Origin of the sequence: Blastococcus xanthinilyticus, assembly GCF_008124835.1 — a bacterium.
GTDB classification, from domain to species: Bacteria; Actinomycetota; Actinomycetes; order Mycobacteriales; family Geodermatophilaceae; genus Blastococcus; species Blastococcus xanthinilyticus.
In genome coordinates, this window is sequence record NZ_VNHW01000004.1 from 117,260 (window position 1) to 141,286 (window position 24,027).

A 24,027-nucleotide genomic window follows, 5' to 3' on the forward strand; every position below is an offset into this window, starting at 1 on the left:
GTCGGGCCGTGTCGATGCCGTCGCGCGCCGAGGTCCTCGTCGTCGGTGCAGGTCTGGCCGGGCTCTCCGCGGCCACCCGGCTCGCCGACGCCGGGCTGGACGTGCACGTGCTGGAGGCCGGCGGCCACGCCGGCGGCCGGCTGGCCACCGAGCGGATCGACGGCTTCCTCGTCGACCGGGGCTTCCAGGTGTTCAACACCGGCTATCCGCGCGCGGCCGACCTCGACCTCCCGGACCTCCGGCTCGGCTGGTTCGAGCGCGGTGCGGTCCTCCGGGTGGACGGGCGTGCGCACCGGGTCGTCGATCCCCGCCGCCGGCCGTCCGCGGTGCCGGCGACGGCGACGGCACCGCTGGGCTCCCTCCGGGAGAAGGCTGCCCTGGTGGCCTTCTCGCTGCGCGCCGGCTACACCCCCGTCGGCCGCCTGCTGGGCGCGCCGGAGCAGTCCGCGGAGCAGGCCCTCCGCGCCGCGGGCATCGGGGAGGCGGCCCTGGAGCTGTTCCTGCGGCCGTTCCTCGCCGGCGTCCTCCTCGAGGAGGAGCTCGCCACCTCCAGCCGGTACGTCGACCTGCTGTGGCGCAGCTTCGTCCGCGGCTCCACCGGGCTGCCCGCCGAGGGCATGCAGGCCATCGGCGAGCAGCTCGCCGCCCGCCTCCCCGCCGGGCGGGTGCACCTGCACACGCCGGCCCGCGCGGTCTCCCCCGGCACCGTGCGCACCGACGGCGGTACCTGGTCCGCCGACGCCGTCGTCGTCGCCACCGACCCGGCGACGGCGACCGGGCTCCTCCCCGCGGTGGAGGCCGCCGCGCCGCGGCAGGTCACCACCCACCTGCACGTGCTGCCCGGGTCGCCGTGGTCCACCCCGCTGATCGTGCTGGGCCGCCCCGGGAGCCCGGTGGTCAACAGCGCCGTGGTGTCCGACGCCCAGCCCCGGTACAGCCCCGACGGCCGGGCGCTGGTCGCCAGCTCCACCCTGGTGCCCACGCGGGAGGAGGAGCTGCGCGCGGAGATCGCGGCGCTGCACGGGGTGGCGCCGTCGGACCTCGAGCACCTGACCTCGGTCACCGTCCAGGGCGCCCAACCGGCCGCCCTGCCGCCCCTGCAGCTGCGCCGCCCCGTGGCCCTGGGCGACGGCCTGTACGTCTGCGGCGACCACCGCGACACCCCGTCCATCCAGGGCGCGATGGCCAGCGGTGCGCGGGCGGCCCGCGCCGTCCTCCGCGCGCTGCGGCCGGCCGGTTCCGCCGACGTGCAGGGCGCGATGGCCAGCGGTGCGCGGGCGGCCCGCGCCGTCCTCCGCGCGCTGCGGCCGGCCGGTTCCGCCGACGTGCAGGGCGCCGACGTGCAGGGCGCCGACGTGCAGGGCGCCGGCTGATGCCCGCCACCGCACCCACGATCCTCGCCACGAGCATGGGCTTCGCCGCCCGTGGCCGCGGCCCCTCCGACTGGGCGCCGGGGCCGGTGTTCGACCTCGCGATCCAGCTCGCCGGGGCGCCCGCGCAGCCGCGGCTGTGCTACCTGGGGACGGCGACCGGGGACGACCCGGCGCGGCTGGCCGGCGTGTACGGCGCGTTCGCCGGCAGCGCCGTCCGGGTCAGCCACCTCAGCCTCTTCCCGATGCCCACGGTTCCCGACCTGCGGGCCCATCTGCTGGCGCAGGACGTGGTCTGGGTCGGCGGAGGGAGCGTGGCCAACCTGCTGGCGGTCTGGCGGGTGCACGGGCTGGACGAGGTGTTCCGCGAGGCGTGGGCGGCCGGGGTCGTGCTCGCCGGTGTCTCGGCCGGATCGCTGTGCTGGCACGTCGGCGGCACCACCGACTCCTACGGCCCCGACCTGCGGCCGGTCGTCAACGGCCTCGGGCTGATCCCGACCTCCAACGGCGTCCACTACGACTCCGAGCCGCAGCGCCGCCCGCTCTACCACCGGCTGGTCGCCGACGGCACGCTCCCCGGCGGGCACGCCACCGACGACGGGGCGGGCCTGGTCTACCGCGGCACCGACCTGGTGGAGGCGGTGTCCGACCGCCCGGGTGCGGCGGCCTACCGCGTCGAGCGCGGGCCGGACGGGACCGCGGTGGAGACCCGGGTCGAGCCGCGCCGCCTCGGGTGACGCGGGCCTAGGCTGGTGCCGTGACCGAGCTCAGGGTTGTGCGCGCCGGGACCGTGCCCTACGAGGAGGCCTGGGAGACGCAGCGCGAGCTGCACGCCCAGCGGGTCGCCGGCGAGATCCCCGACACGATGCTGCTCCTGGAGCACCCGTCGGTGTACACGGCCGGCCGCCGCACCGAGCCGCACGAGCGGCCGTTCGACGGCACCCCCGTGATCGACGTCGACCGCGGCGGCAAGATCACTTGGCACGGCCCGGGCCAGCTCGTCGGCTACCCGATCGTCGCGCTGCCCGACCCGGTCGACGTGGTGGCCTACGTGCGGCGGCTGGAGGGTGCGCTGATCGACGTCTGCGCCGGGTTCGGGGTGGACGCCGGCCGCGTCGAGGGACGCAGCGGGGTCTGGCTGCCGGCCGACGCCCCGGGCACCGGCCACCGCGTGGAGCGCAAGATCGCCGCCATCGGCATCCGGGTGGCCCGCGGCGTGACGATGCACGGCTTCGCACTCAACTGCGACCCCGACCTGGCGTTCTTCGGCAACATGATCCCGTGCGGCATCCCCGACGCCGGGGTCACCTCGCTGTCGGCCGAGCTGGGCCGCGACGTGCCCGTCGCCGACGCGCTGGGCCCCGTCGAGCAGGCCATGCGCGCGGTCCTGACCGCGGTGCCGGCCTCCTGATGCCCGCGCTCCCCGACAGCGAGTACGTCAGCCTGACCACCTTCCGCCGCACCGGGGTCCCGGTGGCGACGCCGGTGTGGGCGGCGGCCGACGGGGACTCGCTGGTGGTCTGGACCCGCGCCGACTCCGGCAAGGTGAAGCGCCTCCGCCACACCAGCCGGGTCACCGTCGCCCCGTGCGACGTCCGGGGCCGGGTGCGGGGACCGGCCGTGGAGGCGGTCGCCGAGTTCGTGCCGCCGGGAGGACGTCCCGGAGCGCTGTCGGCGCTCCGCCGGGCCTACGGCCTGAAGTTCACCCTCGGCAACGCCACCTCCCGGCTGTGGCACCGGGTGCTCCGCCGGGAGGGCGAGCGGCACGAACTCATTCGCCTCAGCGCCCGCTGACCCCTGGTCGTGCCGAGTGGGCCCCGGAGGGGTCCGCGCAGGCGCGACGACAGGGCTCCACGTGCCGGGGTACGGCACGTGGACGCGGTGCGGTCCGGAGGATCGCGATGTACTAGCTCAGCACGAAGTTGACCAGCCGGCCGGGGACGGCGACCACGCGGCGCACCGTCGCGCCGTCGAGGTAGCCGGCGATCCGCTCGTCGGCCCGCGCCGCCGCCTCCAGGGCCGCCGCGTCGGCATCGGCCGGCACGCTCACCTGCGCGCGCACCTTGCCGTTGACCTGGACGGCGACCTGCACGGTGTCCTCGACCAGCCAGCGCTCGTCGGCCACCGGGAACGGCGTCCATGCCGAGGAGCCGTCGTGGCCCAGCCGGGTCCACAGCTCGTCGGCCAGGTGCGGCGCCAGCGGGGCGACCATGAGCACGAGCGCCTCGGCCACCGGCCGCGGGACCGGCGACGTGGCGCCGTAGGTCTGCGTCAGGTGGTTGGTCAGCTCGGTGATGCGGGCGATCGCGATGTTGAACCGCAGCGTCGAGAACCCGTCGCGCACTCCCGCGATGGTCCGGTGCAGCGCGCGCAGCGTCTGCTCGGCCGGCTCGACGTCGTCGGCCGCCCGGACCGCGCCGGTCTGCTCGTCGACGACGACCCGCCAGATCCGCTGCAGCAGCCGCTGCGAACCGACGACGGCCTTGGTCTCCCACGGGCGCGACTGGTCCAGCGGGCCGGTCGACATCTCGTAGACCCGGAACGTGTCCGCGCCGTACGCGCCGATCATCTCGTCGGGCGTGACCATGTTCTTCAGGCTCTTGCCGATCTTCCCGTACTCGCGGTTGACCGGCTCGCCCTCGTAGAAGAACCGTCCGTCCTTCTCCACGACGTCGGCCGCGGGCACGTAGAAGCCGCGCGCGTCGGTGTAGGCGAAGGCGGAGATGTAGCCCTGGTTGACCAGCCGGCGGAAGGGCTCCTCGCTGGAGACGTGGCCCAGGTCGTGCAGCACCTTGTGCCAGAACCGGGCGTACAGCAGGTGCAGGACGGCGTGCTCGACACCGCCGACGTACAGGTCCACGCCGCCGACGTCACCGGGCTCGCGCGGGCCCAGCCAGTACTTCTCCAGCTCCGGGTCGACCATGCGCTCGTCGTCGGCGGGGTCCAGGTAGCGCAGGTAGTACCAGCACGAGCCCGCCCAGTTGGGCATCGTGTTGGTCTCGCGGCGGTACTTCTTCGGCCCGTCGCCCAGGTCCAGCTCGACCGTCGTCCACTCCGTCGCCCGCGACAGCGGCGGCTCGGGTGCCGAGTCGGCGTCGTCGTCGGCGAAGGTCTTCGGCGAGTAGTCGTCGACCTCGGGCAGCAGCACCGGCAGCATCGACGTCGGCACGGCGACCGGCAGGTCGTCCTCGTCGTAGACGATCGGGAACGGCTCGCCCCAGTAGCGCTGCCGGCTGAACAGCCAGTCGCGCAGCTTGTACGTGGTGGTCGTCTCGCCGGCGCCCTTCGCCACGAGCCAGTCGGTGATCCGCGCGATCGCCGACGCCTTGTCCAGGCCGTCCAGCGAGATCTCGTCGTTGGCGGAGTTGATCATCGGACCGGCGCCGGTGAAGGCACCGCCCTCGAAGCCCTCGGTCGGCTGCACGGTCCGGACCACCGGCAGGCCGAACGCCTCGGCGAAGTCCCAGTCGCGGGTGTCCTCACCGGGCACGGCCATGATCGCGCCGGTGCCGTAACCGGTCAGCACGTAGTCGGCGATGAAGACGGGCAGCTCGCGGCCGTTCACCGGGTTCACCGCGGTGACGCCCAGCCACACGCCGGTCTTCTCGCGCCCGGTGTCCTGGCGGTCCAGCTCCGAACGCCGCGATGCCTGCCGCTGGTACTCCCGCACCGCCTCGGTGGGCGTGGCCGCTCCCCCGGTCCACCGCGCATCCGTGCCGTCCGGCCAGGCGTCGGCCGTCAGCGTCGCCACCAGCGGGTGCTCGGGCGCCAACACCATGTAGGTGGCGCCGAACAGCGTGTCCGGCCGGGTGGTGAAGACCTCGATCGTCTCGCTGCCGCACCCGAAGCGGACCTTCGCGCCGGTCGAGCGGCCGATCCAGTTGCGCTGCATCAGCTTCAGCGAGTCCGACCAGTCCATGCGGTCCAGGTCGTCGATCAGCCGATCGGCGTAGGCGGTGATCCGCATCATCCACTGCTTCAGCGGACGCCGGAACACCGGGAAGTTGCCGCGCTCGGAGCGACCGTCGGCGGTGACCTCCTCGTTGGACAGCACGGTGCCCAGGCCGGGGCACCAGTTCACCGGGGCCTCGTTCAGGTAGGCCAGCCGGTGCGCGTCGACGACCTTGCGGCGGGCGATGTCGTCCAGCTCGGTCCACCGCAGGCCCGACGGGTTGGTCCCCGGCGCCGGCTCGCGGGTCCCGGCGTCCAGCTCGGCGACCAGGTCCTCGATCGGGCGGGCCTTGCCGGCGGTGTCGTCGAACCAGGCGCCGAACAGCTGCAGGAAGATCCACTGGGTCCACTTGTAGTAGCCCGGGTCGATCGTGGCGAAGCTGCGGCGGTCGTCGTGGTCGACGCCCAGGCGGCGCAGCTGCGCCTTGATGGCCTTGATGTTGGCCTCGGTGGTGATCCGCGGGTGCTGACCCGTCTGGACGGCGTACTGCTCGGCGGGCAGCCCGAAGGCGTCGTAGCCCATCGGGTGCAGCACGTTGTCGCCGTCCATCCGGCGGAAGCGGCTGGTGACGTCGGTGCCCAGGTACCCCAGCGGGTGCCCGACGTGCAGCCCGGCCCCCGAGGGGTACGGGAACATGTCCATCAAGAAGTACTTGGGCCGGTCGCCGACCCGCTCGAAGCCCGCGCTCAGCCGGCCGGTCGGGTTGGGCGTGTGGAACGTGCCCTCGGCCTCCCAGCGGTCCTGCCAGGCCAGCTCGATGCGCTGGGCCAGCGCAGGGGTGTACCGGTGCTGAGGGATGTCCCCGCCCACCCCGTCGCGGGTGGGCTCGGCGCCGGTCTGGCTGGCGGTCTGGCTCATCTGGTGCGCTCCTGGTTCCTCGTGCCGGCGGCGGACATCAAAAAACTCCTCACGCAGGAGGGGTCGCCGTGCTCTCCGGGATGGCCCGGATCAGCACGGCCGGACGAGCAGGAGCCGCCTGGTCACGGGTCCGAGCCTACCGTCTGGGTGCGCTGCCGCCGTCGCGGATTCCGGCCGTGCCCCGGGCCTCGCCCGTTCGGGCGGACGGCGCGCCCCGGTCCGGCCCACCGGAGGCGCGCGGGCCAGGTCGCGGCCGGCTCAGCCGGGCTGGGCGAGCGCCGCGGTCGCGACCAGCGGTGGGCTGCCCGGACGCGGCGTCAGGGCGACCGGGATGAGCCGCAGCCAGCGCGGGAGCGCGCGGCAGGCCTGCGGCTCCCCCCGCAGCACGACCGCCCCGGAGCGGAGCACCTCGGCCCACCCGACGTCCCCCCGCCAGAGCCGGGTGAGCGTCCGGAGGTCGGACTCCACCGTCACGCGCACCGGGAAGCCCGGGTCCACGTCGCACACGTCCACCCCGTCGGGAGCGATCACCAGCCACCAGCGCCGGGCGGTCGCCGGCTCCGGAAGGCAGAACTGGATCACCGTGCGGCCGTCGGGCACCGCCTCGGTGTCGACGTTGCGGTGGATCTCCCACATCAGCAGGTGCGGGTCCAGGTCCGCGTCGCCGAGCTCGGGGATCCAGCGGATGCCCCAGCGGCCGAGCGCGTCGACGATCGGTTCCAGCTCCCGGCCGGCCTCGGTGAGCCGGTAGGTGACCCGGTTGCCGTCCGCCCACCGTTCCACCACACCGGCGCGGACCAGCGTGTGCAGCCGCTTGGACAGCAGCGCCGGTGACATCCGGGGCAGACCCCGGCGGAGCGCGTTGAAGTGCCGGCTGCCCAGCATGAGCTCGCGGACGACGAGCAGGGTCCACCGCTCGTCGAGCAGCTCCATCGCCTTGGCCACCGGGCAGAACTGGCCGTACTGCGAGGGCATGGCGACCCCTCCCGACAACCCCGTGCGGAACGACGGTAGGACCACGCGCCGGTGGGCGGTAGTACAGGAGCAGTACCGGTTCGGTTCAGATGCAGGACTGGGGACGCCGGTGCCGACGGCGGGACGGTGACGACGTCGTCCCCCCACACCCGCAGGAGGTCACCATGACCGCGACCGTCCCCACCCGCACCGAGCCCACCCTCGCCGACACCGCACCCTCGGTGCTCGCCCTCATCGCCGGCTACGTCGGCCACCGGACCGTGGCCATCGGGCTCCGCGCGGGTCTGCTGCGCCAGCTCGCCGCGGCTCCCAAGTCCACCGCCGACGAGCTCGCCGAGGCGCTCGACCTCGACGGGTTCTACGTCTCCGTCTGGTGCCGTGCCGCCGTCGGCGCCGGGATCCTCGAGCGCGCGGCGAGCGGCTTCCGGCTGGCCCCGCACATGGACACGCTGCTGCTCGACACGTCGTCCCCCGCCTACGCCGGCGGCGTCTTCGGCGTTCTCGAGGCGCCGGAGGTGTTCGGGCGCTTCGAGGAGGCCTTCGCCAGCGGCGAGCGCATGTGGTGGGAGGACACCAGCCCCGAGTGGATCGCCGCCGTGTCGGGCACCGGGACGCCGTTCTACACCCGGCTGGTCCCCGGCGGGCTCGACCGCGTGCCCGGCCTCGCGGAGGCGCTGGCGGCCGGGTGCCGCGTCGTCGACACCGCGTGCGGCGCCGGCGTCGGCCTGGTCCGCCTGGCCACCACGTACCCGCGCTGCACCGTCGTCGGCGTCGACGGCGACCGGCACTCGATCGAGCGCGCGCGGGCCCGGCTCGCGGAGGCCGGGCTCGGCGACCGGGTCGAGCTCGTGCACAGCGCCCTCGAGGACATGGAGATCACGACCCCGGCGCGCGCCGTCGTCAACAACATCTCGATGCACGAGTGCCGCGACATCGACCGGGTCACCGAGAACGTGACCGCCGCCCTCGAGCCGGGCGGCTGGTTCGTGATCTCGGACTTCCCGTTCCCCGACACCGACGAGGGGCTGCGCACCGTCCCCGGCCGGATCATGAGCGGCATCCAGTTCTTCGAGGCGCAGATCGACGACCAGCTGCTCCCCCGGCGGGCCTACGACGAGCTGCTGACCCGCCACGGGTTCACCGACCTGGGGTCGGCGCAGCTGACGCCGATGCACGCGCTGACCTGGGGCCGGCGCCCGGCCCGGGGCTGACGGCCCGCCGGCCGGCGGCCGCACCCGCGGGGCGCGGCCGCCGGCCGCTCAGCGCAGCTGCGGGGCCACCTCGGCGGCGACCAGGTCGAGGTGGTCGAGGTCGGCGAGGTCCAGCACCTGCAGGTAGATCCGCTGCGCACCCGCCTCGGCGTACCGGCCGAGGGTGTCGACGGCTTCGGCCGGCGTGCCGGCGACGCCGTTCTCGCGCAGCTCGTCGACGTCCCGCCCGATCGCGGCCGCCCGGCGGGCCAGCTCTGCCTCGTCCTTCCCGACGCACAGCACCAGCGCCGAGCTGCGCACCAGGGACGCCGGGTCGCGGCCGGCCTCGTCGCAGGCCTCCCGCACCCCGGTGAACAGTCGCGCGTTCTCCGCCGCCGACATGAAGGGCACGTTGAACTCGGCCGCGTAGCGGGCGGCCAGCCGCGGCGTCCGCTTCGCTCCCCTGCCGCCGACCAGGATCGGCACGCCACCGGGCTGCACCGGCTTGGGCAGCGCCGGGGAGTCCGCCAGCCGGTAGTGGCGCCCCTCGAAGCCGAAGGTCTCCCCCACCGGCGTCGCCCAGAGCCCGCTGATCACCGCCAGCTGCTCCTCGTACCGGTCGAAGCGCTCGCCCAGCGGCGGGAACGGGATGCCGTAGGCGGTGTGCTCCGCCTCGAACCAGCCAGAGCCGATGCCCAGCTCCACCCGGCCACCGCTCATCTGGTCGACCTGGGCCACCGAGATCGCCAGCGGCCCGGGAAGCCGGAAGGTGCCGGCCGTCATGAGCGTGCCGAGCCGGATCCGGCTGGTCTCGCGGGCCAGGCCGGCCAGGGTGATCCACGCGTCGGTGGGGCCGGGGAGGCCGTCGCCTCCCATGGTCAGGTAGTGGTCGGAACGGAAGAAGGCGTCGAAGCCGGTCTCCTCCGTGCGCCGGGCGACGGCCAGCAGCTCGTCGTAGGTGGCGCCCATCTGGGGTTCGGTGAAGATGCGCAGCTGCACCGCCGGACGGTAACCACCGAGGGCGCCCGCCGCTCATCCGGCCGCCCCTCGGGGTGTGCGCCGGGCCCGGACCGGGCAGGATGATCGCCAGACGTCAACTCGGAGGTATGCAGTGTTCCGCAAGAAGACGCGCGGCGAGATCATCAGCGCCGAAGTGCAGGAAGGCCTGGCCCACCTCGGGACGGCGGTGACCGAAGCCGGTCGCGCCGCCGCCGAACAACTCGTCCCACGGGTCGAGGCGGCCCGCGAGGCCGCCGGCCCGGCCCTGGACGCGGCCCAGCGGGCCGTCGTGCCCAAGGTCGCCGCCGCCGTCGCGGTGGCCGCGCCCGCCGTGGCCAGCGCCCGCGACACCCTCGGCGACCGGATGGACGCCGCCCGCGAGGCCATCGGCCCGCGGGTGGACGCCGCCCGGGTGGCCGCGGCGCCGCGGGTGACCGCGGCCCAGCTGGCCGCCGCACGGGCCGCCGCCGGCGTGGCCCCCCGGGTCGAGGCGGCCCGTGAGGCCTCGCGCCGGGCGCTCGCGGAGGACGTCAGCCCCCGGCTGACCGCGGCCCAGACCGCGGCGCTGGCCTACGCGACGCCGCGCGTCGTCGCCGCCCGCGAGGCGGTGTCGCCGGCGCTGGAGAGCGCCCGCGGCACCCTGCTGGCCGGGGTCGACAGCGCCCGCAGCGAGCTCGACGCCCGCCGGGCCGAGATGGCTGCCGCCGCCGCGGAGTCCACGCGGCGGGCGCGCAAGGCGGCGAAGAAGGCCCGCAAGCAGGCCGGCAAGAAGCACCGCGAGTTCGAGAAGGCGGCGCTGGCCACGGCGAAGACGGTCAAGCGGCGCACCAGCCCGGAGCCGGAGCCGAGGCGCTGGCCGTGGGTGTTCGCCCTCCTCGCCGTGGGTACGGCGCTGTTCGTCTTCCTGCGGCGCAACAAGGCCGACGGGTGGAACCCCGCCCCGGCCGGCGACGGCCCGGTGCCCAGCTACCGAGAGGACCCCGTGCCCAGTTCCGACGACTTCGCCGGCAAGACCGTGTCCACCGCGGACACCACGAGCGACTCCGCCCCGGCGGAGTCCGACATGGGCGTCCGGGACGCCCAGTTCGTCTCCGGTGACGGCCCCACCGACGCCGAGGAGAACATCCAGCAGGCGCCGGAGCCGTTCAGCTCCGGTGGTGGCGCCGACGAGGGCCCGACCGCCGGCCCCGCCGACAAGCAGGTCTGATCCACCGCTCGCTCGTTCCACCGTCCGACGCCCCCGCTGCCCCAGGCAGCGGGGGCGTCGTGCGTCCGGGGCCGGGTCGCACCGGCGAGTACCCTGGGGATCATGAGTGAGACGGCCGCCCAGACCCCATCCTCGGGCTCCGGGATCGAGCCGGCCGGACGCAAACTCCTGCGCCTGGAGGTCCGCAACAGCCAGGTGCCGATCGAGCGCAAGCCCGACTGGATCAAGACCCGGCTCAAGACCGGCCCGGAGTACACCGAGCTGAAGTCGCTGGTCCGCCGCGAAGGCCTGCACACCGTCTGCGAAGAGGCCGGCTGCCCCAACATCTACGAGTGCTGGGAGGACCGGGAGGCGACGTTCCTCATCGGCGGCGACCAGTGCACCCGGCGCTGCGACTTCTGCCAGATCGACACCGGCAAGCCCGCCGACTTCGACGCCGACGAGCCACGCCGGGTCGCCGAGAGCGTCGCCACGATGGGCCTGAAGTACGCCACGATCACCGGCGTCGCCCGCGACGACCTGCCCGACGGCGGCGCCTGGCTCTACGCCGAGACGGTCCGCCAGATCCACGCGCAGCTCCCCGGCTGCGGCGTCGAGCTGCTGATCCCCGACTTCAACGCCGACCCCGCCCAGCTGGCCGAGGTGTTCTCCTCCCGCCCCGAGGTGCTCGCGCACAACGTCGAGACGGTCCCCCGCATCTTCAAGCGCATCCGCCCCGGCTTCCGGTTCGAGCGGTCGCTATCGGTGATCACGGCCGCCCGCGAGGCCGGCCTGGTGACCAAGTCGAACCTGATCCTCGGCATGGGTGAGGAGCCGCACGAGGTCGTCGAGGCCATGCAGGCCCTGCACGACGCCGGGTGCGACCTGCTGACCATCACCCAGTACCTGCGCCCGTCGCCGCGGCACCACCCCGTGGTCCGCTGGGTGAAGCCCGACGAGTTCGTGCAGTTCCAGAAGGACGCGGAGGCGATCGGCTTCCCCGGCGTCCTGGCCGGGCCGCTGGTGCGCAGCTCCTACCGCGCCGGGCGGCTCTACCAGCAGGCGATCGAGGCCCGCGGGCTGGCCCACCAGGGCTGACCCGGCGGCCCTGCGGCGGCGGGTCCGCCGATCGGCTCGCGCGGCGGCCTTATCCTGGGGCCATGGCACGCAGCAGGTCCTCTGACCCCACCGCCCCGGGCGGCAACGCCGGGCGCGCCCCGAAGGACGGTGGGCGCGGCCGGACCTCGGGTGCCACCGCCTCCGGCGCCACCGCCTCCGGCAGGGCCGGCAAGGCGCCGAAGCTCGACAAGAACGGCCAGCCCAAGGTCGGTCGGCTGAAGAAGCTCCGCGGCCAGGGCAGCATGATCAAGCAGGCCTACAGCCTGACGCGGAAGAACGACCCGAAGCTGCCCTGGATCATGCTGATCTGGTTCGTGTCGGTCGCCGCGGTGATCGAGCTGATCGGCATCCTGCTGGACTCGCCGTTCCTCTTCCTGCCGCTGGCGCTGCTGTTCGGTGCCCTCGCCGCGCTGATCGTGTTCGGCCGCCGCGCCCAGGGCTCGGCGTACCGGCAGGTGGAGGGCCAGCCCGGCGCCGCCGCGTGGGTGCTCGAGGGCATGCGCGGTGACTGGCGGGTGACCTCCGGCGTCGCGGGCACCCCGCAGATGGACGCCGTCCACCGGGTGCTCGGCCGGCCGGGGATCATCCTGGTCGGCGAGGGCGTGCCCGGCCGGGTCCGCGGTCTCATCGCGCAGGAGAAGAAGAAGATCGCCCGCGTCGTCGGCGACACCCCGATCTACGACATCACGGTCGGGGACGACGAGGGCCAGGTGCCGCTGAAGAAGCTCAGCACCCACGTCATGAAGCTGCCCCGCAACCTCAGCGCCGCCGAGGTGAACTCGCTGGGCCGCCGGATGGGCGCGCTCGGCGGTCCGCGCATGCCGGTGCCCGGTGGTCCGCTGCCCGGCGGGCGGCAGATGTCGGTCAGCCAGCGGCAGGTCCGCCGCCGCTGACGGCCTCCCGGCCGACGAGGGCCCCGACCGCACCGCGGTCGGGGCCCTCGCGTCGTCAGAGGCGGGTGAACGGGTCCGCGTAGCGGAACGTGCCCTGCAGCGCCGGGCCGTCGAGGAGCCGGGCCTGGAAATGCCGGGCCCACCGGGGGTCGGGGGCGCTGACGCCGAATATGTCGGCCGGGACGAAGCCGAACCGCCGGTAGTAGTCCGGCGAGCCGAGGAGCGCGACGAGCCGTTCGCCCGCCGCCTCGGCGACGGCCACGAGCGCGTGCACGAGCACCGTGCCGATGCCGTGGCCCTGCCGGTCGGGGCGCACGGCGAGGGGGCCGAGCCCCAGCACCGCGGTCCCGAACGGCTCGAGCCAGCCGCGGGTGGCGATCACGTGGCCCGCCACCCCGCCCCCGTCCACACCGCCCCCGTCCACATCGCCCCCGTCCACATCGCCCCCGTCCACGGCGACCAGCGACAGGTGGGGCAGGAACCCGGGGTCGTTCCGCAGCTGCTCGACCAGCCGGGCCTCGGGGACGTCGTCGGCTGCACGGACCGCACCGGTGGCGGGATCGCGGGCGAACGCGGCCATGTGCAGGGAGCCCACGGCGGCGTGGTCGGCGGGGCGCTCGCGCCGGACGATCACCGGCGGCCCGTCACCGGTCGAGGACGACGGCGGTACCGGTCAGCCGGTCGTGCAGGCCGCGCCCGTCGGCGTCGACGATGAGCGCCGGGACCAGCAGGATCAGCAGCGCGGTGCGGACGACGGCGCGCCAGGGCGCCAGGCGCGCACCCGGCGTGGGGTGCGCCAGCCGCATGCCCAGCACCCGGTGCCCCGGCGTCTGGCCGAACACCGCGAGCGTTCCCACGGTGAGGACGCCGAACACCAGCAGGCTCCAGTTGCCCGGCAGCGCCGGGGCGGTGAACGCCCAGGCGATGAGCAGCGAGACGGCGGCGTCGACGGCGTACCCGCCGACCCGCCGGCTGAACGGCGCCAGCGACCCCGGTCCTGAGGCGGGCAACCCCAGGGAGGCGCCACGGTCCGGTGCCTGAGAGGGTTGTCCGACGTTCCCGACCATGACAGCAAGCGTAGTGACAGGGCCACCCCTCTCCCCACGCCTCGCTCCGCGCAGCGTGGGGCCGTGATGGGTAGCCGTGACGGGCGACACGCCCAGGCCGTTGTTACCGCCCCGAAACACTCGGGACACGGCCGGGCAACTCCCCGCTCGTAGCGTGCCGTTCGGCAATCCGCCAACACCCGGAGGATCGATGTTCACCAGCCCCGACGAGGTCGCCGCCTACATCCGCGACAACGACGTCGAGTACGTCGACGTCCGTTTCTGCGACCTGCCCGGCGTCATGCAGCACTTCACCATCCCGGCGTCGTCGTTCGGCGAGGACACGTTCACCGAGGGCCTGGGCTTCGACGGTTCGTCGATCCGTGGCTTCCAGGCGATCAACGAGTCGGACATGCTGCTGCTGCCCGACGCCAACAGCGCCTTCCTCGACCCGTTCCGCCGGCACAAGACGCTGAACGTCAACTTCTTCATCCACGACCCGATCACGCGTGAGGCCTACAGCCGCGACCCGCGCAACGTCGCGAAGAAGGCCGAGGCCTACCTCGCCTCCAGCGGCATCGCCGACACCGCGTACTTCGGCGCCGAGGCCGAGTTCTACATCTTCGACTCGATCCGGCACGGCACCGGGATCAACGAGGGCTACTACCACATCGACGCGGTCGAGGGCTCGTGGAACACGGGCGCCGTGACTGGCGAGAACGGCGGCCCCAACCTGGGCTACAAGACCCGGCCCAAGGGCGGCTACTTCCCGGTGGAGCCCTACGACCACCAGAGCGACCTGCGCTCGACCATGATGAGCAACCTGACCAAGGCGGGCCTGGAACTCGAGCGCGGCCACCACGAGGTCGGCACCGGCGGGCAGGCGGAGATCAACTACAAGTTCGACACGCTACTGCGGTCGGCCGACAGCCTGATGCTGTTCAAGTACATCATCAAGAACACCGCCTGGGCCGAGGGCAAGAGCGTCACGTTCATGCCCAAGCCGCTGTTCGGCGACAACGGCTCCGGGATGCACTGCCACCAGAGCCTCTGGATGGACGGCGAGCCGCTCTTCCACGCCGAGACCGGTTACGCGGGCCTGTCCGACATGGCGCGGCACTACATCGGTGGCCTGCTCAAGCACGCGCCGTCGCTGCTGGCGTTCACCAACCCGACGGTCAACAGCTACCACCGCCTGGTGCCCGGCTACGAGGCGCCGATCAACCTCGTCTACTCCGCGCGCAACCGCTCGGCGTGCACCCGCATCCCGATCTCGGGTGACAGCCCCAAGGCCAAGCGCATCGAGTTCCGGGTGCCCGACCCGTCGGCCAACCCCTACCTCGCCTTCTCGGCGATGCTGATGGCCGGTCTCGACGGCGTGAAGAACAAGATCGAGCCGCCGGCGCCGGTGGACAAGGACCTCTACGAGCTGCCGCCCGAGGAGGCCCTGGGCATCGAGAAGGTGCCCGCGTCGCTGGACGCCGTCCTCGACCGGCTCGAGGTCGACCACGACTACCTGATCGACGGCGGGGTGTTCACCCCCGACCTGATCGAGACGTGGATCGAGTACAAGCGCGAGTTCGAGATCGACCCGATCCGCCTCCGCCCGCACCCGCACGAGTTCGCGATGTACTACGACATCTGAGCCTCACTTCCCCGCTGACCTGCGGGTTTGCCCGTAGGTCAGCGTCGTAGTCCGCACAGAGTCCGCACGAGCCGCCAGGACCGCACCGACGGCGGCTCGTGCGGACTCGTCGCTGTCGGGCCACATGTGCCCGTAGGTGTCCAGCGTCGTCTTCGCGCTCCCGTGCCGGAGTCGGTGCTGGACCACCTTCACGTCGGCGCCGCTCGCGATCAGCAGTGACGCCAGGTAGTGCCGCAGGTCGTGGAACCGGAAGCCCTCGGGCAGGCCTTCGATCTTCGGCCGGGCCGAGCGCACGGCGCGCTCGATCGCCCACGTCGACGTCGGCCGGCCCAGTCCATCGGTGACGACCCGGTCCCCGCCCCAGCGCGCCACGGCTGCCGACAGCTCGAGCGCGAGCTCCTGCGGGATCGGCAGCGGCGTGCGGGAGGTCTCGGTCTTCAGCGGCTCCCCGGCGCCCTGCACGGTCGGGTGGACGACGGCCCGCATGAAGTCGACGTCGGCCACCCGCAGACCCACCGCCTCAGCGGTGCGGAGCCCGACGAACGCGCCGAGCAAGATCGCCGGTCGGAGGTGCTCCGCGACCGCGTCGTGCAGTGCCCACACCTGCTCCGTCGTGGCCACGTAGGGCCGCTGCTTCCCGGCGCCCGGCGACGTCCGCCGCGAGCACGGGTTCCGGGCCAGGATTCCGTCGTGCACGGCGTCGCTCATGACCTGCGACAGCCGGGCGTGCAGGGCGTAGACGTAGCTGTCGGCCAGGCCGTCCGCCTTCAGCTTTGCCGTCCACGACCGCACGGCCGACGGCCGGACCGCAGCCAGCTGCTGGCGCCCGAACGCGGCCTTGATCTGCGCAACGTGCACCTCCGCCTGCCGGACCGTCCGCGGCCGCCGCGTGGCGTAGCCGGCCAACCAGGTGTCACACCAGTCCGCGACGGTGGTCTTCGCCGTCCTCGGGTCCACGTAGGTGCCGGTGACGAGCGCCGCGGTCTGCTCGTCGAGCCAGCGCTGCGCATCGACCTTCCGCTTGAAGTGGCGAGCGTGTTCCTTGCCCGTCGCATCCCGGAAGCGGGGCCGGTACGTGCCGTCGGGCCGGCGCGCGATGCTGGCCATCAGCCCTTTGCCTTGCCAGGCGTCGTGGCCGGAAGGAAGCCGGCCGCTCGAGCCCGGGCGATGTACCGGTCTGCAGTACTGCCGGTCACTCCGAGGTGGTCGATCACGGCCTGTCGGGGGCCCGACTGGAGGTGGTCGCGGTAGACCTCGGCGGTGTAGCGAATCCGATCGGTGGGCACGGGGCGCCGGCCGGTCCTCGCCGCTGTGGCGCCTCTCCCCCGACGTGCTCGTTCGGCTGCCTTGGAGGCTTGCCGGGGCTCGGGGTCACGGATGCCGTACACCCCGTCGGCCACTTCCTCGACGTGCTGGGCCGTCATCTCGGCCACCCCCAGCACGAGACCGTCGACGAACACGTTCCGCAGGTCACTACTTCGCAGTCCGCCGGTCGCCGTCGACGTCATGGCGAAGTGGCTGAGCTCGGGGACGCCGTGGACCACCTCGACGCGGGCTTCGATCGTCGGCGCTCCTCGCTGACCACGGAAGCGGAACGCGACGCTGGCTGGCATCACCATGTGCTCCCCGTAGGGGACGTCGCCAGCCAGCGGTTCGATGTCGTGCCTGCCCTGCCACGTGACGGGCCCGCTCTGCCACTCGGTCGGCTGGTCAGAGATTGGCAGTCCGCGAAGTCGGAAGGCCACCCGCTCGTGACCGGTCAACGCCATTGCAGCCTCACCGTAAATAGTGGTTCGTTCTTGACGAGGACAACCTCACCACAACGACCCCAAGCTGTCAACGGTGACGGGGGATCCCGTCGAGACAGAAGGGATGAGGCATGAACGACCTCATGACGACAGCTCAGGTCGCTGAGCTGATCCAGCGACCGATCGAGACCCTGCGCTACTGGCGGTGGCGTGGCGAGGGGCCGACCTCGTTCAAGATCGGGAGGTCCGTGGTGTACGAGCGGAGCGACGTGGAGTCCTGGCTCCGGGCCCAGAAGGCTGCCACGTCCGCCGGCGGCGCCCCGGCTGTCTGATGTGGACCAAGCTGGGCGACGAGTTCGGCGACGCCGTCGCTGACCTCTCGGATGCCGCAGTCCGCACCCACGTCGACGCGCTTGGCTGGTCGAACCGCCGCCTGCTCGATCTTCTGGTCCCGAAGCGGGATCTGCGCCGCTTCGCCTTCTCGCCGGCCGTCGACGTCTCGGCACCGGATGACTGCCCGGTTGTCGCCGAGCTGGTCGGCGCTGGCTGGTGGGAAGAGCGGGGGGATGTCTGGTTCGTGGGTCTGCGCTTCCCGGAGTGGCAGCTCGAGCGCGACCAGGTCGAGCGCAGCCGCGCCCGAGAGACCGCGAAGAAGGCGAGGCAGCGTGCACACGCTCGCGGCGAGCATCATGAGTCATGCGCGGATGGCTGTTCTCTCGGGAATCCCGTCCCGTCCCGGGTCCCGTCGGGTAGTCCCCCGGGGGTGTCCCTGGGAGTTGTCCCCCGGGGGACAGTTCCAGCATCGGGCCGATGCGCCGTGCACGCCCTCCTGCGTCCGTGTCGCGGATGCGCCGCTGACGCCAAGGCAGCGACCGCATGAGCCGTCACGACCGAACCGGCGAACTCGTGGAAGACGACGCCCAGGCGCCGGCAGAGCCCCACGACGCACTCTGTCGCAACGGCTGGCTGCCCGACACCGTCGACGGCCGGGCACGTCCCTGCCTGGTCTGTCGACCGCATGTCCGCATACAGATCGAGCAACGCGCTCGGAAGCAGGTGCCCCGCTTGGCGGACGAGCAAGCACGTGCGGCCGCGATGCGAGAGATCCGTGCCGCGCTTCACCGGAGGCCGGCGTGATCTGCCCCCTGTCCCCTGACCGATCCCTGCTCACCGAGCCCGGCGCACACCTCCAGCGGGAGAACCTCATGCACCTGCATCACCACCTCCTGGCCGACAGCAACGGCGAGCCGTTCGGCGTCATGAACCTCGACATCGTGCGAAGACGAGCGGCACGGCTGAGCTACGCACTCGCGGTCGCGAGCAACGACCCGGCAGAGCTGGACCGGCTGGCCTGCGAGTTGATCGGCGAAGTCGGTGTGCACGAGCTCAGCTACATCGCCATCGCCGCCCTGCAACGCATCGCGACGGACGTCGTGCAGCCGCTGATCGTGCTGGCGGAGGCAGAAGGAATCCCCGTGCGCGAGCAGCTGACCCGCGCCGCATCTGAAGGAGGTCAGCAGTGAGCTGCTCGGGTAGCCGTCGGCCAGCTGACGCGCCCCTGGGCGAGTTGAGGGCGGCGCAGGGGGTGGGGGGGCACCCCCTCCCCCACCCCGCCGATCCCTTGACCGCCGGTTCTGCGGAAGGTGGGCCGCGCAACTCTGGGACTTTCGCCCTGCCCCAGCCGGCGGTGGCTCCGGGACACCCCTCCGGGGGCGGTCGGTGATGGCCGGTCGAGGGTTCCCACCCAAGGATCCGGGGCGCCTGTCCCGTCCACGCGATGCCCGGCGTCGGGGCGGGGTGCAGGAGGTGGCCGCCAAGCCTGCAAGGCAGCCGGCCCTGCCGCGGGACGTCGACTGGCATCCGCGCACACGGGCCTGGTGGCGAGACTGGAAGAGCTGGCCGCTGGCCCACACGTTCACCGCCTCGGACTGGAGCTTCCTACTCGACACCGCCCTGATGCATCACCGCATGTGGTCGGAGGGCGAGATGAAGTGGGCCGCAGAGATCCGGCTGCGCGTCGCGAAGTACGGCTCCACGCCCGAGGACCGCCAGCGCCTGCGAATCCAGTTCACCGACCCCGGCGAGGACGGCGCCGCCGACAGCGGCAGGCCTGGAGAGGGAGCTCGACACCGGTACGGCCACCTGCGTGCTGTCGACCCGGCATCAGCGGATCCGCGGGAAGCGCTGGGGCCCCGCCGACGTCCTTCGCCGCTTGGCGACCGGGCGGAGGACGACTGATGCACCGGTCACTCGATGACGACTCCCGCACCGCCCCCGATTCGGTGAGACGGAAGCCCGCGGTCACTCATCCGCTGGTCTTCGACGTGCCGGCCGAACTCGCCGGGCATCTCGGCACCGCGCTCGGTGTCCACCTCAACTGGCTCACGAGGACCGAGCAAGGCCGCTCCGTCGCTCCGCAGCCCGGCGTACTGCACGCCCTGCAAGCGATGCGGCAGCTCTTCGCGGATCGGGCCACCGCGGGCCAGGACGGGACACCGCTGCGCGACTTGTGGACGGTCCGTCACGCTCCCGCCATGGCACCGAAACTCCTGTCCCTCGACGACACCGCGACAGCGCTCGGCTGCAGCGAACGCACCGTGAAGCGCCTCATCGCCGACGGCGTCCTGCCGGCCGTGAAGTTGCTCGGCGCCACCCGAGTTCGTGTGCAGGACCTGGACACCTACATCGCCGGCCTTCCGGCCACGAAGGGATGTGCAGCATGAGCGGACAGCCGCAGACCGACCACCTCAACGCCAGTGAGCGCTTCCTGGCGGCCGTCGACGAGCAGCTCGACACCGAGGGCCCGATCGACCTGTCGAAGGCGCTGACCCAGTTCGAGCGAGCAACCCGTGGCAGGGTCCACGCCGACCATCTCGAGGCCATCCAGTCGGAAGCGCGCTCGCTGGAGACGACCTTCGCCCAGTACGCCACCCAGTTCAACCGCGCGATGGCGGTCCGTCAGGCCAGGGTCCGCCGGGCAGCCCTGTGCCTCGCGCTGGACACCGCCACCACGGAGTTCAAGGACGATGACCAGCTGGCCGGCGCCGAGCAGGCCGTTCAGGAGATGGAGTCGCTGCAGAAGAACATCCTCGCGGCCCTGCACGAGGCGATCACCCGAGCCGACACCGAGCGGTTCCTGCAGTTGCGTCCGGAGGCCGAGGTCGTCGTCCCGACCCGGCTGGCCGAGGCCAAGGAGCGCCTCGCACGCCTGCAGCTGGGCCGCGCCGAAGCCGAAGCTTCCCGCGTCGAGGGACGGGCCTCCCGGGACGCGGAGGCAGCATCGGCGGCCAAGGCGGCGGCGGATGCCGCGGCGGCGGCGGCGGCATCCGCGGCGGACAAGGCGACTCAGGCCGCTGAACTCGCCGCGTCGAGCAGGGGCAACGCCGCTCGAGCCGCTCTGCGCGTCGACGAACTGCGCGACGACCTCGGCCGCCAGGCCGCCAGGCACGCAGAGTCGGAACGGGAGCGCCTGCGACGCCTGGTCGGACTGGAGAGCTCGCCCACCGAGCAGGCGCCACCTCCGAAGCCCGACTATGTTTTCGACACCGGGCCAGTGATCCGCCCGACAGCAGGATCGCCGCGAGCCGTCGGTTCCCGCGCTGCGCCGTTCGGGACCGGCGCACCGGAACCGTTTCCGTACCGGGACCCCGCCCCCGGTCGGCTCGCGGTAGTGGACCAGCCGTGAGCGACACATCCCGTCCGGACCGGACGGTCATCGACCGGGCTCGCATCGACATGGAGCGCCGAGGAGGCCGGCGCATCACCGCGCCGAAGGGCCCACAGGACGCCCTCGAGCGCAGTCCTGACGTGGCCGACGCGATCCGGCAGATGGAACGTGCACTCGGCCGCCGGAGCGCACGGTGATCGTCGACAGACCAGAGGTCGTGACCCGCGACGACACCGCGACAGCTGGTGCACCGGGCACGACGAACACCGCTCCGGTGGACCGCCAGCACACCGTAAACGCGGCCGACATCCCGGCCAGGGAGTCGAGCCCCAGGCCGCGACGGACTCGCCGCGGCCGGCGTGCTCGACGTGGATCAGCCAGGGACCACGACCTGCCAGCCGAGAAGGATGCCAACCGTCGCAACCAGGAGGAACCAGCCCCGTGATCCCCCATTTCCGCCCCGGAGGCTGCCGCCCTCGGAACAGGCGCCCCTGCGGCCGTGACCTGTGCGGAGCAGCACAGGAAGGCTGTGCTCCGTGACCGCGCCCGGTGGTCGCATCGAGATCCTCGTCGAGCCCGACCTCCGCGCGTTCCCGCGCCGGATGGCCGCCGAGATGCGGTCCGCCGGCGAGAGCGGGGCCGCGGCCCTCACCGTCGGCACGAAGAAGGGCCTGGCCGACGCCGCCGATGTGACCGCCGCCGCGGGGCGCGCGGCGGGCCGTGCCTACGCCGATGGGCTGGTGCGGGACTCGGCCGGTCGGCTGCGGAACGCCCGCGGCCAGTTCGCCTCGGCGATGGAGATCGCGGCCGCTGGGCTGGACCCGGTCGCCGAGGGCGCCGGCCGCCGGACCGGTGGTCGGCTGGCGCAGGGCATCAACCAGAGCCTGACCCGCAACTCGCCGCTCATCGTTGCCGGCGTGAGTGCCGCACTGGCCGCCGGCGCCCCGGCGGTCACCGTGGCCGCCGGCACGCTGATGGGCGGGATCGGCGCGGTCGCGGCCGCTCAGACCCTGGAGGTCCGTGAGGCGTGGAGCCAGCTCGGGACCGACATCCGGGACGGCGCGGTCGCCGACGCTGCAGTGCTCGTGCCCGTCTACACGCGGATGGCCGATCGGATGGGTGCTGCCGTCGACGGACTGCGGCCCCAGCTGCGCACTGCCTTCGCCGAGTCCGCGCCCCTAGTCGAGGACCTCACCGACGGGGTGATCGCGCTCGCGATGAACGCTATGCCGGGCCTGGTGCGCTCGGTGTCGGACGCGGAGCCGGTGTTCGAGGGACTGCAGAGCTTCCTCGGCTCCGTGGGACTCGGGGTGACCGGCTTCCTCGACTCGATCAGCGAGCACTCTCCCGCCGCTGGCGAGGCGTTCGCCGCCCTGGGCCGGGTCCTGGAGAACATGCTCCCCGCACTCGGAGAGATCCTCGGCCAAGGCGCGGAACTGGCTGCTGACGTCCTGCCAGCTCTCGCCGACGCCACCGGAGTCGCGGTCGACGTGCTCAAGACGCTGGGACCTCTGCTCCCCGCCGTCGCCACCGGGCTGCTGGCGCTTAAGGCCGCCCGCGGAGCGGCCGCCACGCTCGACACCCTCGCGGTGAAGCTCGGCGATTACGCCGCCAAGAGCGGTGCGGCCGCAGGCCTGGCCGGGAACCTGTCTCGGGGCCTCGGGAGCGTGGCAAGCGCCGCCGGGCCGGCCGCTCTCGGGATCGGGTTCGCCGCCGCCGGCCTCGTCGCGTGGGTGGAAGCCGGGCAGGCAGCCGAAGAAGCGAACCGTGCCCTGGGCCGCGCGTTCCGGGCCGGCGGCGACCAGGCCGAGGCCGCGGGCACCTACGTGCAGCGATTCCACGAGCGGACAGGTGGCCTCCTGGTCGACCTGCCCGGGTGGGTGCAGAACATGGGCGCGTTCGGCTACACGATCGGTGATCTCATCCCCACCGTGGAGGGCGCCACCGACTCCTACGACCAGTGGTACCAGTCGCTGGACGCCGGCGCCCGGGCCCAGGAGGACGTCACGGTCGCCACCGACGCGCTGCGAAGGGCCGTCGACGAGTTCGGCCCGACCAGCAACGAGGCAGAGGGGGCCGCTCGGACCCTGGAGGCAGCCCAGCGCTCCCTCGCGGCCGCCGAAGGCGAGGTGGAGCGGGCCATCCACGGCGTCACCCAGGCGATGATCGCCCAGTCCGAGCAACAGCTCGCGGCCGCCAACTCCGACCTGGCCTACCGCATGTCGGTGGACGCCACCGAGGGTGCCGTGGCGGGGCTGGCCGCCGCCGTCCGCGAGCACGGCGCAGCATCCGAAGAGGCCGCCGACGCCGCGCTCCAGGTCGAGCAGGCGATGCTGCGGCAGGCCGAGGCGTTCGGCCAGGCCGCTGCCGACGCACTTCCGGCGAACACCTCGGAGATGCAGCGGAACGCCGCCGCCCAGGCCAGCACGCTCGCCGAGCTCCTCCGGCTGCGGGACACGATGGGGGACAGCTTCCCCGCGTCGCTGCACACGACCATCGCCGCGCTGCAGCAGAGCACTGACGCCGGGGCGGTCGCGTCGGCGCAGTTCCGCCAGCTGGGCGCCGAGGTGATCGGCGTGCCGAACTCCAAGTACGTCGACGTCCGCTCGCCTGCGCCCGAGCAGATCGCCCAGTTCGAGAGGCTGGGCTTCCGCATCGAGCATCTCCCGGACGGCAACGTGCGCCTGCACGCCGAGACGGCGGCCGCCGAGTACGCGCTGAACCAGACCGCTCGTAACCGCGAGTCGGTGGTGACCCAGCGGGTCCGTGTGCTGCGGGAACAGGTCGCGGTCACGGGCCGGCACACTGGCGTTGCTGCCGCGTCCGGTGGGTACATCCGCGGGCCGGGCACGGGGACGTCGGACTCGATCCCCGCCTGGCTGTCCAACGGCGAGTACGTCACTCGCGCCATGATGACCGCGGCGGTGGGGCGGCCTGGCATGGACGCGGTGAACCGCGGCGACTGGGCCGCGGCGGCCGCGCGGTTCACCGAGCTGGCCGAGCGGCAGGTCCGGTTCACGGCGGTGGCTCAGGGCGGCTCTCGGGCCGCGGCCGCGGCCGGGCGGTTCGCCGCCGGCGGCTACGTGGCCGCACAGCCGTCCCGCTCTGGCTCTGTCGCGGCCGCGGCACCGCCTCCAGTGGTCCAGCACGTCCACCCGTCTCCCGGGATGGACGAGCAGCGGCTCGCGGACGCTGCTGTGCGCCGGCTGGAGATGCAGGCGCGGACGGGTCGCGTCTGACGCCACCGTGCCCCGCCAGTCGAACGCCCAGGGCCTTGCCCCCCGTCGGGCCCCCGGTGTGGGTGCTGGCCGGGCGCGAGTGACTGGAGTGGCCGTCCGCATCTCGGTTCTGTGATTCGCCGCCCCCATAGCGCTACGTT

At 73.2% G+C, this 24,027-nt stretch carries 22 protein-coding genes; 15 read left to right on the plus strand and 7 right to left on the minus strand.

The annotated features are described in order from the left end of the window. Positions 1-14 precede the first annotated feature (14 nt). Genes BD833_RS07710 through BD833_RS07725 form a run of 4 tightly spaced genes read left to right on the plus strand, consistent with a single transcriptional unit; the run spans position 15 to position 3,164 of the window. Positions 15-1,373, plus strand: a complete 1,359-nt coding sequence (locus BD833_RS07710) for an NAD(P)/FAD-dependent oxidoreductase (RefSeq protein WP_166532757.1) — start codon at positions 15-17, stop codon at positions 1,371-1,373. Then, positions 1,373-2,107, plus strand: coding sequence for a Type 1 glutamine amidotransferase-like domain-containing protein (locus BD833_RS07715; protein ID WP_166532551.1), 735 nt, complete (start codon positions 1,373-1,375; stop codon positions 2,105-2,107). Before BD833_RS07710 ends, BD833_RS07715 begins: the two co-directional genes overlap by 1 nt. A gap of 20 nt (positions 2,108-2,127) precedes the next feature. Continuing rightward, positions 2,128-2,781: a lipoyl(octanoyl) transferase LipB gene (lipB, locus tag BD833_RS07720; protein ID WP_166532552.1), complete on the plus strand. Its 654-nt coding sequence runs from the start codon at positions 2,128-2,130 to the stop codon at positions 2,779-2,781. Then, positions 2,781-3,164 carry a PPOX class F420-dependent oxidoreductase gene (locus BD833_RS07725; RefSeq protein ID WP_166532553.1) on the plus strand — a complete coding sequence of 128 codons (384 nt, stop codon included), beginning with the start codon at positions 2,781-2,783 and terminating at the stop codon, positions 3,162-3,164. Before lipB ends, BD833_RS07725 begins: the two co-directional genes overlap by 1 nt. A 112-nt stretch (positions 3,165-3,276) precedes the next feature. On the opposite strand, the gene leuS is transcribed toward BD833_RS07725, so the two are convergent. Both leuS and BD833_RS07735 read right to left on the minus strand, forming a co-directional pair. Then, positions 3,277-6,180 (minus strand): leucine--tRNA ligase, encoded by a 2,904-nt coding sequence (gene leuS, locus BD833_RS07730; RefSeq protein ID WP_166532554.1) that lies wholly within the window; start codon positions 6,178-6,180, stop codon positions 3,277-3,279. A gap of 258 nt (positions 6,181-6,438) precedes the next feature. Next, positions 6,439-7,155, minus strand: a complete 717-nt coding sequence (locus BD833_RS07735; protein ID WP_166532555.1) for a winged helix-turn-helix transcriptional regulator — start codon at positions 7,153-7,155, stop codon at positions 6,439-6,441. A 164-nt stretch (positions 7,156-7,319) separates the two neighbouring features. On the opposite strand from BD833_RS07735, the gene BD833_RS07740 reads away from it, so the two are divergent. Continuing rightward, positions 7,320-8,366 (plus strand): class I SAM-dependent methyltransferase, encoded by a 1,047-nt coding sequence (locus BD833_RS07740; RefSeq protein ID WP_166532556.1) that lies wholly within the window; start codon positions 7,320-7,322, stop codon positions 8,364-8,366. A gap of 48 nt (positions 8,367-8,414) precedes the next feature. Here the strand turns inward: BD833_RS07740 and BD833_RS07745 are convergent, their stop codons facing one another. Further along, positions 8,415-9,344 (minus strand): LLM class F420-dependent oxidoreductase, encoded by a 930-nt coding sequence (locus tag BD833_RS07745; RefSeq protein WP_166532557.1) that lies wholly within the window; start codon positions 9,342-9,344, stop codon positions 8,415-8,417. A 112-nt stretch (positions 9,345-9,456) separates the two neighbouring features. Between BD833_RS07745 and BD833_RS07750 the strand changes: the two genes are divergently transcribed. From BD833_RS07750 to BD833_RS07760, 3 genes are all read left to right on the plus strand, one after another. Then, a complete protein-coding gene (locus BD833_RS07750) occupies positions 9,457-10,551 on the plus strand; it encodes a hypothetical protein (protein WP_166532558.1) in 1,095 nt (364 codons plus the stop codon). Between the two features lie 102 nt (positions 10,552-10,653). Beyond that, positions 10,654-11,628, plus strand: a complete 975-nt coding sequence (gene lipA, locus BD833_RS07755; RefSeq protein ID WP_166532559.1) for a lipoyl synthase — start codon at positions 10,654-10,656, stop codon at positions 11,626-11,628. 62 nt (positions 11,629-11,690) lie between these two features. Then, complete coding sequence (locus BD833_RS07760) at positions 11,691-12,542, plus strand: DUF4191 domain-containing protein (protein ID WP_208092420.1); 852 nt, start codon at positions 11,691-11,693, stop codon at positions 12,540-12,542. Between the two features lie 55 nt (positions 12,543-12,597). On the opposite strand, the gene BD833_RS07765 is transcribed toward BD833_RS07760, so the two are convergent. Together BD833_RS07765 and BD833_RS07770 are read right to left on the minus strand one after the other, a co-directional pair. Beyond that, on the minus strand, positions 12,598-13,176 hold the full coding sequence (locus BD833_RS07765) for a GNAT family N-acetyltransferase (RefSeq protein WP_166532560.1): 579 nt from the start codon (positions 13,174-13,176) through the stop codon (positions 12,598-12,600). Between the two features lie 10 nt (positions 13,177-13,186). Next, positions 13,187-13,609: an RDD family protein gene (locus BD833_RS07770; protein ID WP_166532561.1), complete on the minus strand. Its 423-nt coding sequence runs from the start codon at positions 13,607-13,609 to the stop codon at positions 13,187-13,189. 190 nt (positions 13,610-13,799) lie between these two features. Between BD833_RS07770 and glnA the strand changes: the two genes are divergently transcribed. Beyond that, positions 13,800-15,233: a type I glutamate--ammonia ligase gene (gene glnA / locus BD833_RS07775; RefSeq protein WP_166532562.1), complete on the plus strand. Its 1,434-nt coding sequence runs from the start codon at positions 13,800-13,802 to the stop codon at positions 15,231-15,233. Positions 15,234-15,236: 3 nt separating this feature from the next. Here glnA and BD833_RS07780 read toward each other — a convergent pair whose 3' ends face one another. Continuing rightward, complete coding sequence (locus BD833_RS07780; protein WP_166532563.1) at positions 15,237-16,340, minus strand: site-specific integrase; 1,104 nt, start codon at positions 16,338-16,340, stop codon at positions 15,237-15,239. Beyond that, a complete protein-coding gene (locus BD833_RS07785; RefSeq protein ID WP_166532564.1) occupies positions 16,340-17,002 on the minus strand; it encodes a hypothetical protein in 663 nt (220 codons plus the stop codon). Before BD833_RS07785 ends, BD833_RS07780 begins: the two co-directional genes overlap by 1 nt. Positions 17,003-17,124: 122 nt before the next feature. Here BD833_RS07785 and BD833_RS07790 point away from each other — a divergent pair, with 122 nt between their 5' ends. The 6 genes from BD833_RS07790 to BD833_RS07815 all read left to right on the plus strand — a co-directional run bounded on the left by BD833_RS07790 (position 17,125) and on the right by BD833_RS07815 (position 23,887). Beyond that, on the plus strand, positions 17,125-17,313 hold the full coding sequence (locus BD833_RS07790; RefSeq protein WP_243737541.1) for a helix-turn-helix transcriptional regulator: 189 nt from the start codon (positions 17,125-17,127) through the stop codon (positions 17,311-17,313). An 801-nt stretch (positions 17,314-18,114) separates the two neighbouring features. Next, positions 18,115-18,504, plus strand: a complete 390-nt coding sequence (locus tag BD833_RS07795; protein WP_166532566.1) for a hypothetical protein — start codon at positions 18,115-18,117, stop codon at positions 18,502-18,504. A gap of 199 nt (positions 18,505-18,703) precedes the next feature. Further along, positions 18,704-19,219: a phage terminase small subunit gene (locus tag BD833_RS07800; RefSeq protein WP_481748695.1), complete on the plus strand. Its 516-nt coding sequence runs from the start codon at positions 18,704-18,706 to the stop codon at positions 19,217-19,219. Further along, on the plus strand, positions 19,219-19,704 hold the full coding sequence (locus tag BD833_RS07805) for a helix-turn-helix domain-containing protein (protein WP_166532567.1): 486 nt from the start codon (positions 19,219-19,221) through the stop codon (positions 19,702-19,704). The genes BD833_RS07800 and BD833_RS07805 overlap by 1 nt, the downstream gene beginning before the upstream one ends. After that, entirely contained in the window at positions 19,701-20,666 is a 966-nt protein-coding gene (locus BD833_RS07810; RefSeq protein ID WP_166532568.1) for a coiled-coil domain-containing protein, read from the plus strand. Before BD833_RS07805 ends, BD833_RS07810 begins: the two co-directional genes overlap by 4 nt. A gap of 518 nt (positions 20,667-21,184) precedes the next feature. Next, the gene (locus tag BD833_RS07815) at positions 21,185-23,887 is read left to right on the plus strand and encodes a hypothetical protein (protein ID WP_166532569.1); all 2,703 of its coding nucleotides are present in this window, start codon (positions 21,185-21,187) and stop codon (positions 23,885-23,887) included. Positions 23,888-24,027: the final 140 nt, after the last annotated feature.

Bases quoted from the DNA above. Each gene is read 5' to 3' on its own strand.
- leuS (WP_166532554.1), bottom strand. From the start codon at position 6,180: ATGAGCCAGACCGCCAGCCAGACCGGCGCCGAGCCCACCCGCGACGGG.
- BD833_RS07710 (WP_166532757.1), top strand. From the start codon at position 15: ATGCCGTCGCGCGCCGAGGTCCTCGTCGTCGGTGCAGGTCTGGCCGGG.
- BD833_RS07805 (WP_166532567.1), top strand. From the start codon at position 19,219: ATGCACCGGTCACTCGATGACGACTCCCGCACCGCCCCCGATTCGGTG.
- BD833_RS07800 (WP_481748695.1), top strand. From the start codon at position 18,704: ATGGCCGGTCGAGGGTTCCCACCCAAGGATCCGGGGCGCCTGTCCCGT.
- BD833_RS07780 (WP_166532563.1), bottom strand. From the start codon at position 16,340: ATGGCCAGCATCGCGCGCCGGCCCGACGGCACGTACCGGCCCCGCTTC.
- lipA (WP_166532559.1), top strand. From the start codon at position 10,654: ATGAGTGAGACGGCCGCCCAGACCCCATCCTCGGGCTCCGGGATCGAG.
- BD833_RS07760 (WP_208092420.1), top strand. From the start codon at position 11,691: ATGGCACGCAGCAGGTCCTCTGACCCCACCGCCCCGGGCGGCAACGCC.
- BD833_RS07790 (WP_243737541.1), top strand. From the start codon at position 17,125: ATGACGACAGCTCAGGTCGCTGAGCTGATCCAGCGACCGATCGAGACC.
- BD833_RS07770 (WP_166532561.1), bottom strand. From the start codon at position 13,609: ATGGTCGGGAACGTCGGACAACCCTCTCAGGCACCGGACCGTGGCGCC.
- BD833_RS07715 (WP_166532551.1), top strand. From the start codon at position 1,373: ATGCCCGCCACCGCACCCACGATCCTCGCCACGAGCATGGGCTTCGCC.
- glnA (WP_166532562.1), top strand. From the start codon at position 13,800: ATGTTCACCAGCCCCGACGAGGTCGCCGCCTACATCCGCGACAACGAC.
- BD833_RS07735 (WP_166532555.1), bottom strand. From the start codon at position 7,155: ATGCCCTCGCAGTACGGCCAGTTCTGCCCGGTGGCCAAGGCGATGGAG.
- BD833_RS07725 (WP_166532553.1), top strand. From the start codon at position 2,781: ATGCCCGCGCTCCCCGACAGCGAGTACGTCAGCCTGACCACCTTCCGC.
- BD833_RS07740 (WP_166532556.1), top strand. From the start codon at position 7,320: ATGACCGCGACCGTCCCCACCCGCACCGAGCCCACCCTCGCCGACACC.
- BD833_RS07810 (WP_166532568.1), top strand. From the start codon at position 19,701: ATGAGCGGACAGCCGCAGACCGACCACCTCAACGCCAGTGAGCGCTTC.
- BD833_RS07785 (WP_166532564.1), bottom strand. From the start codon at position 17,002: ATGGCGTTGACCGGTCACGAGCGGGTGGCCTTCCGACTTCGCGGACTG.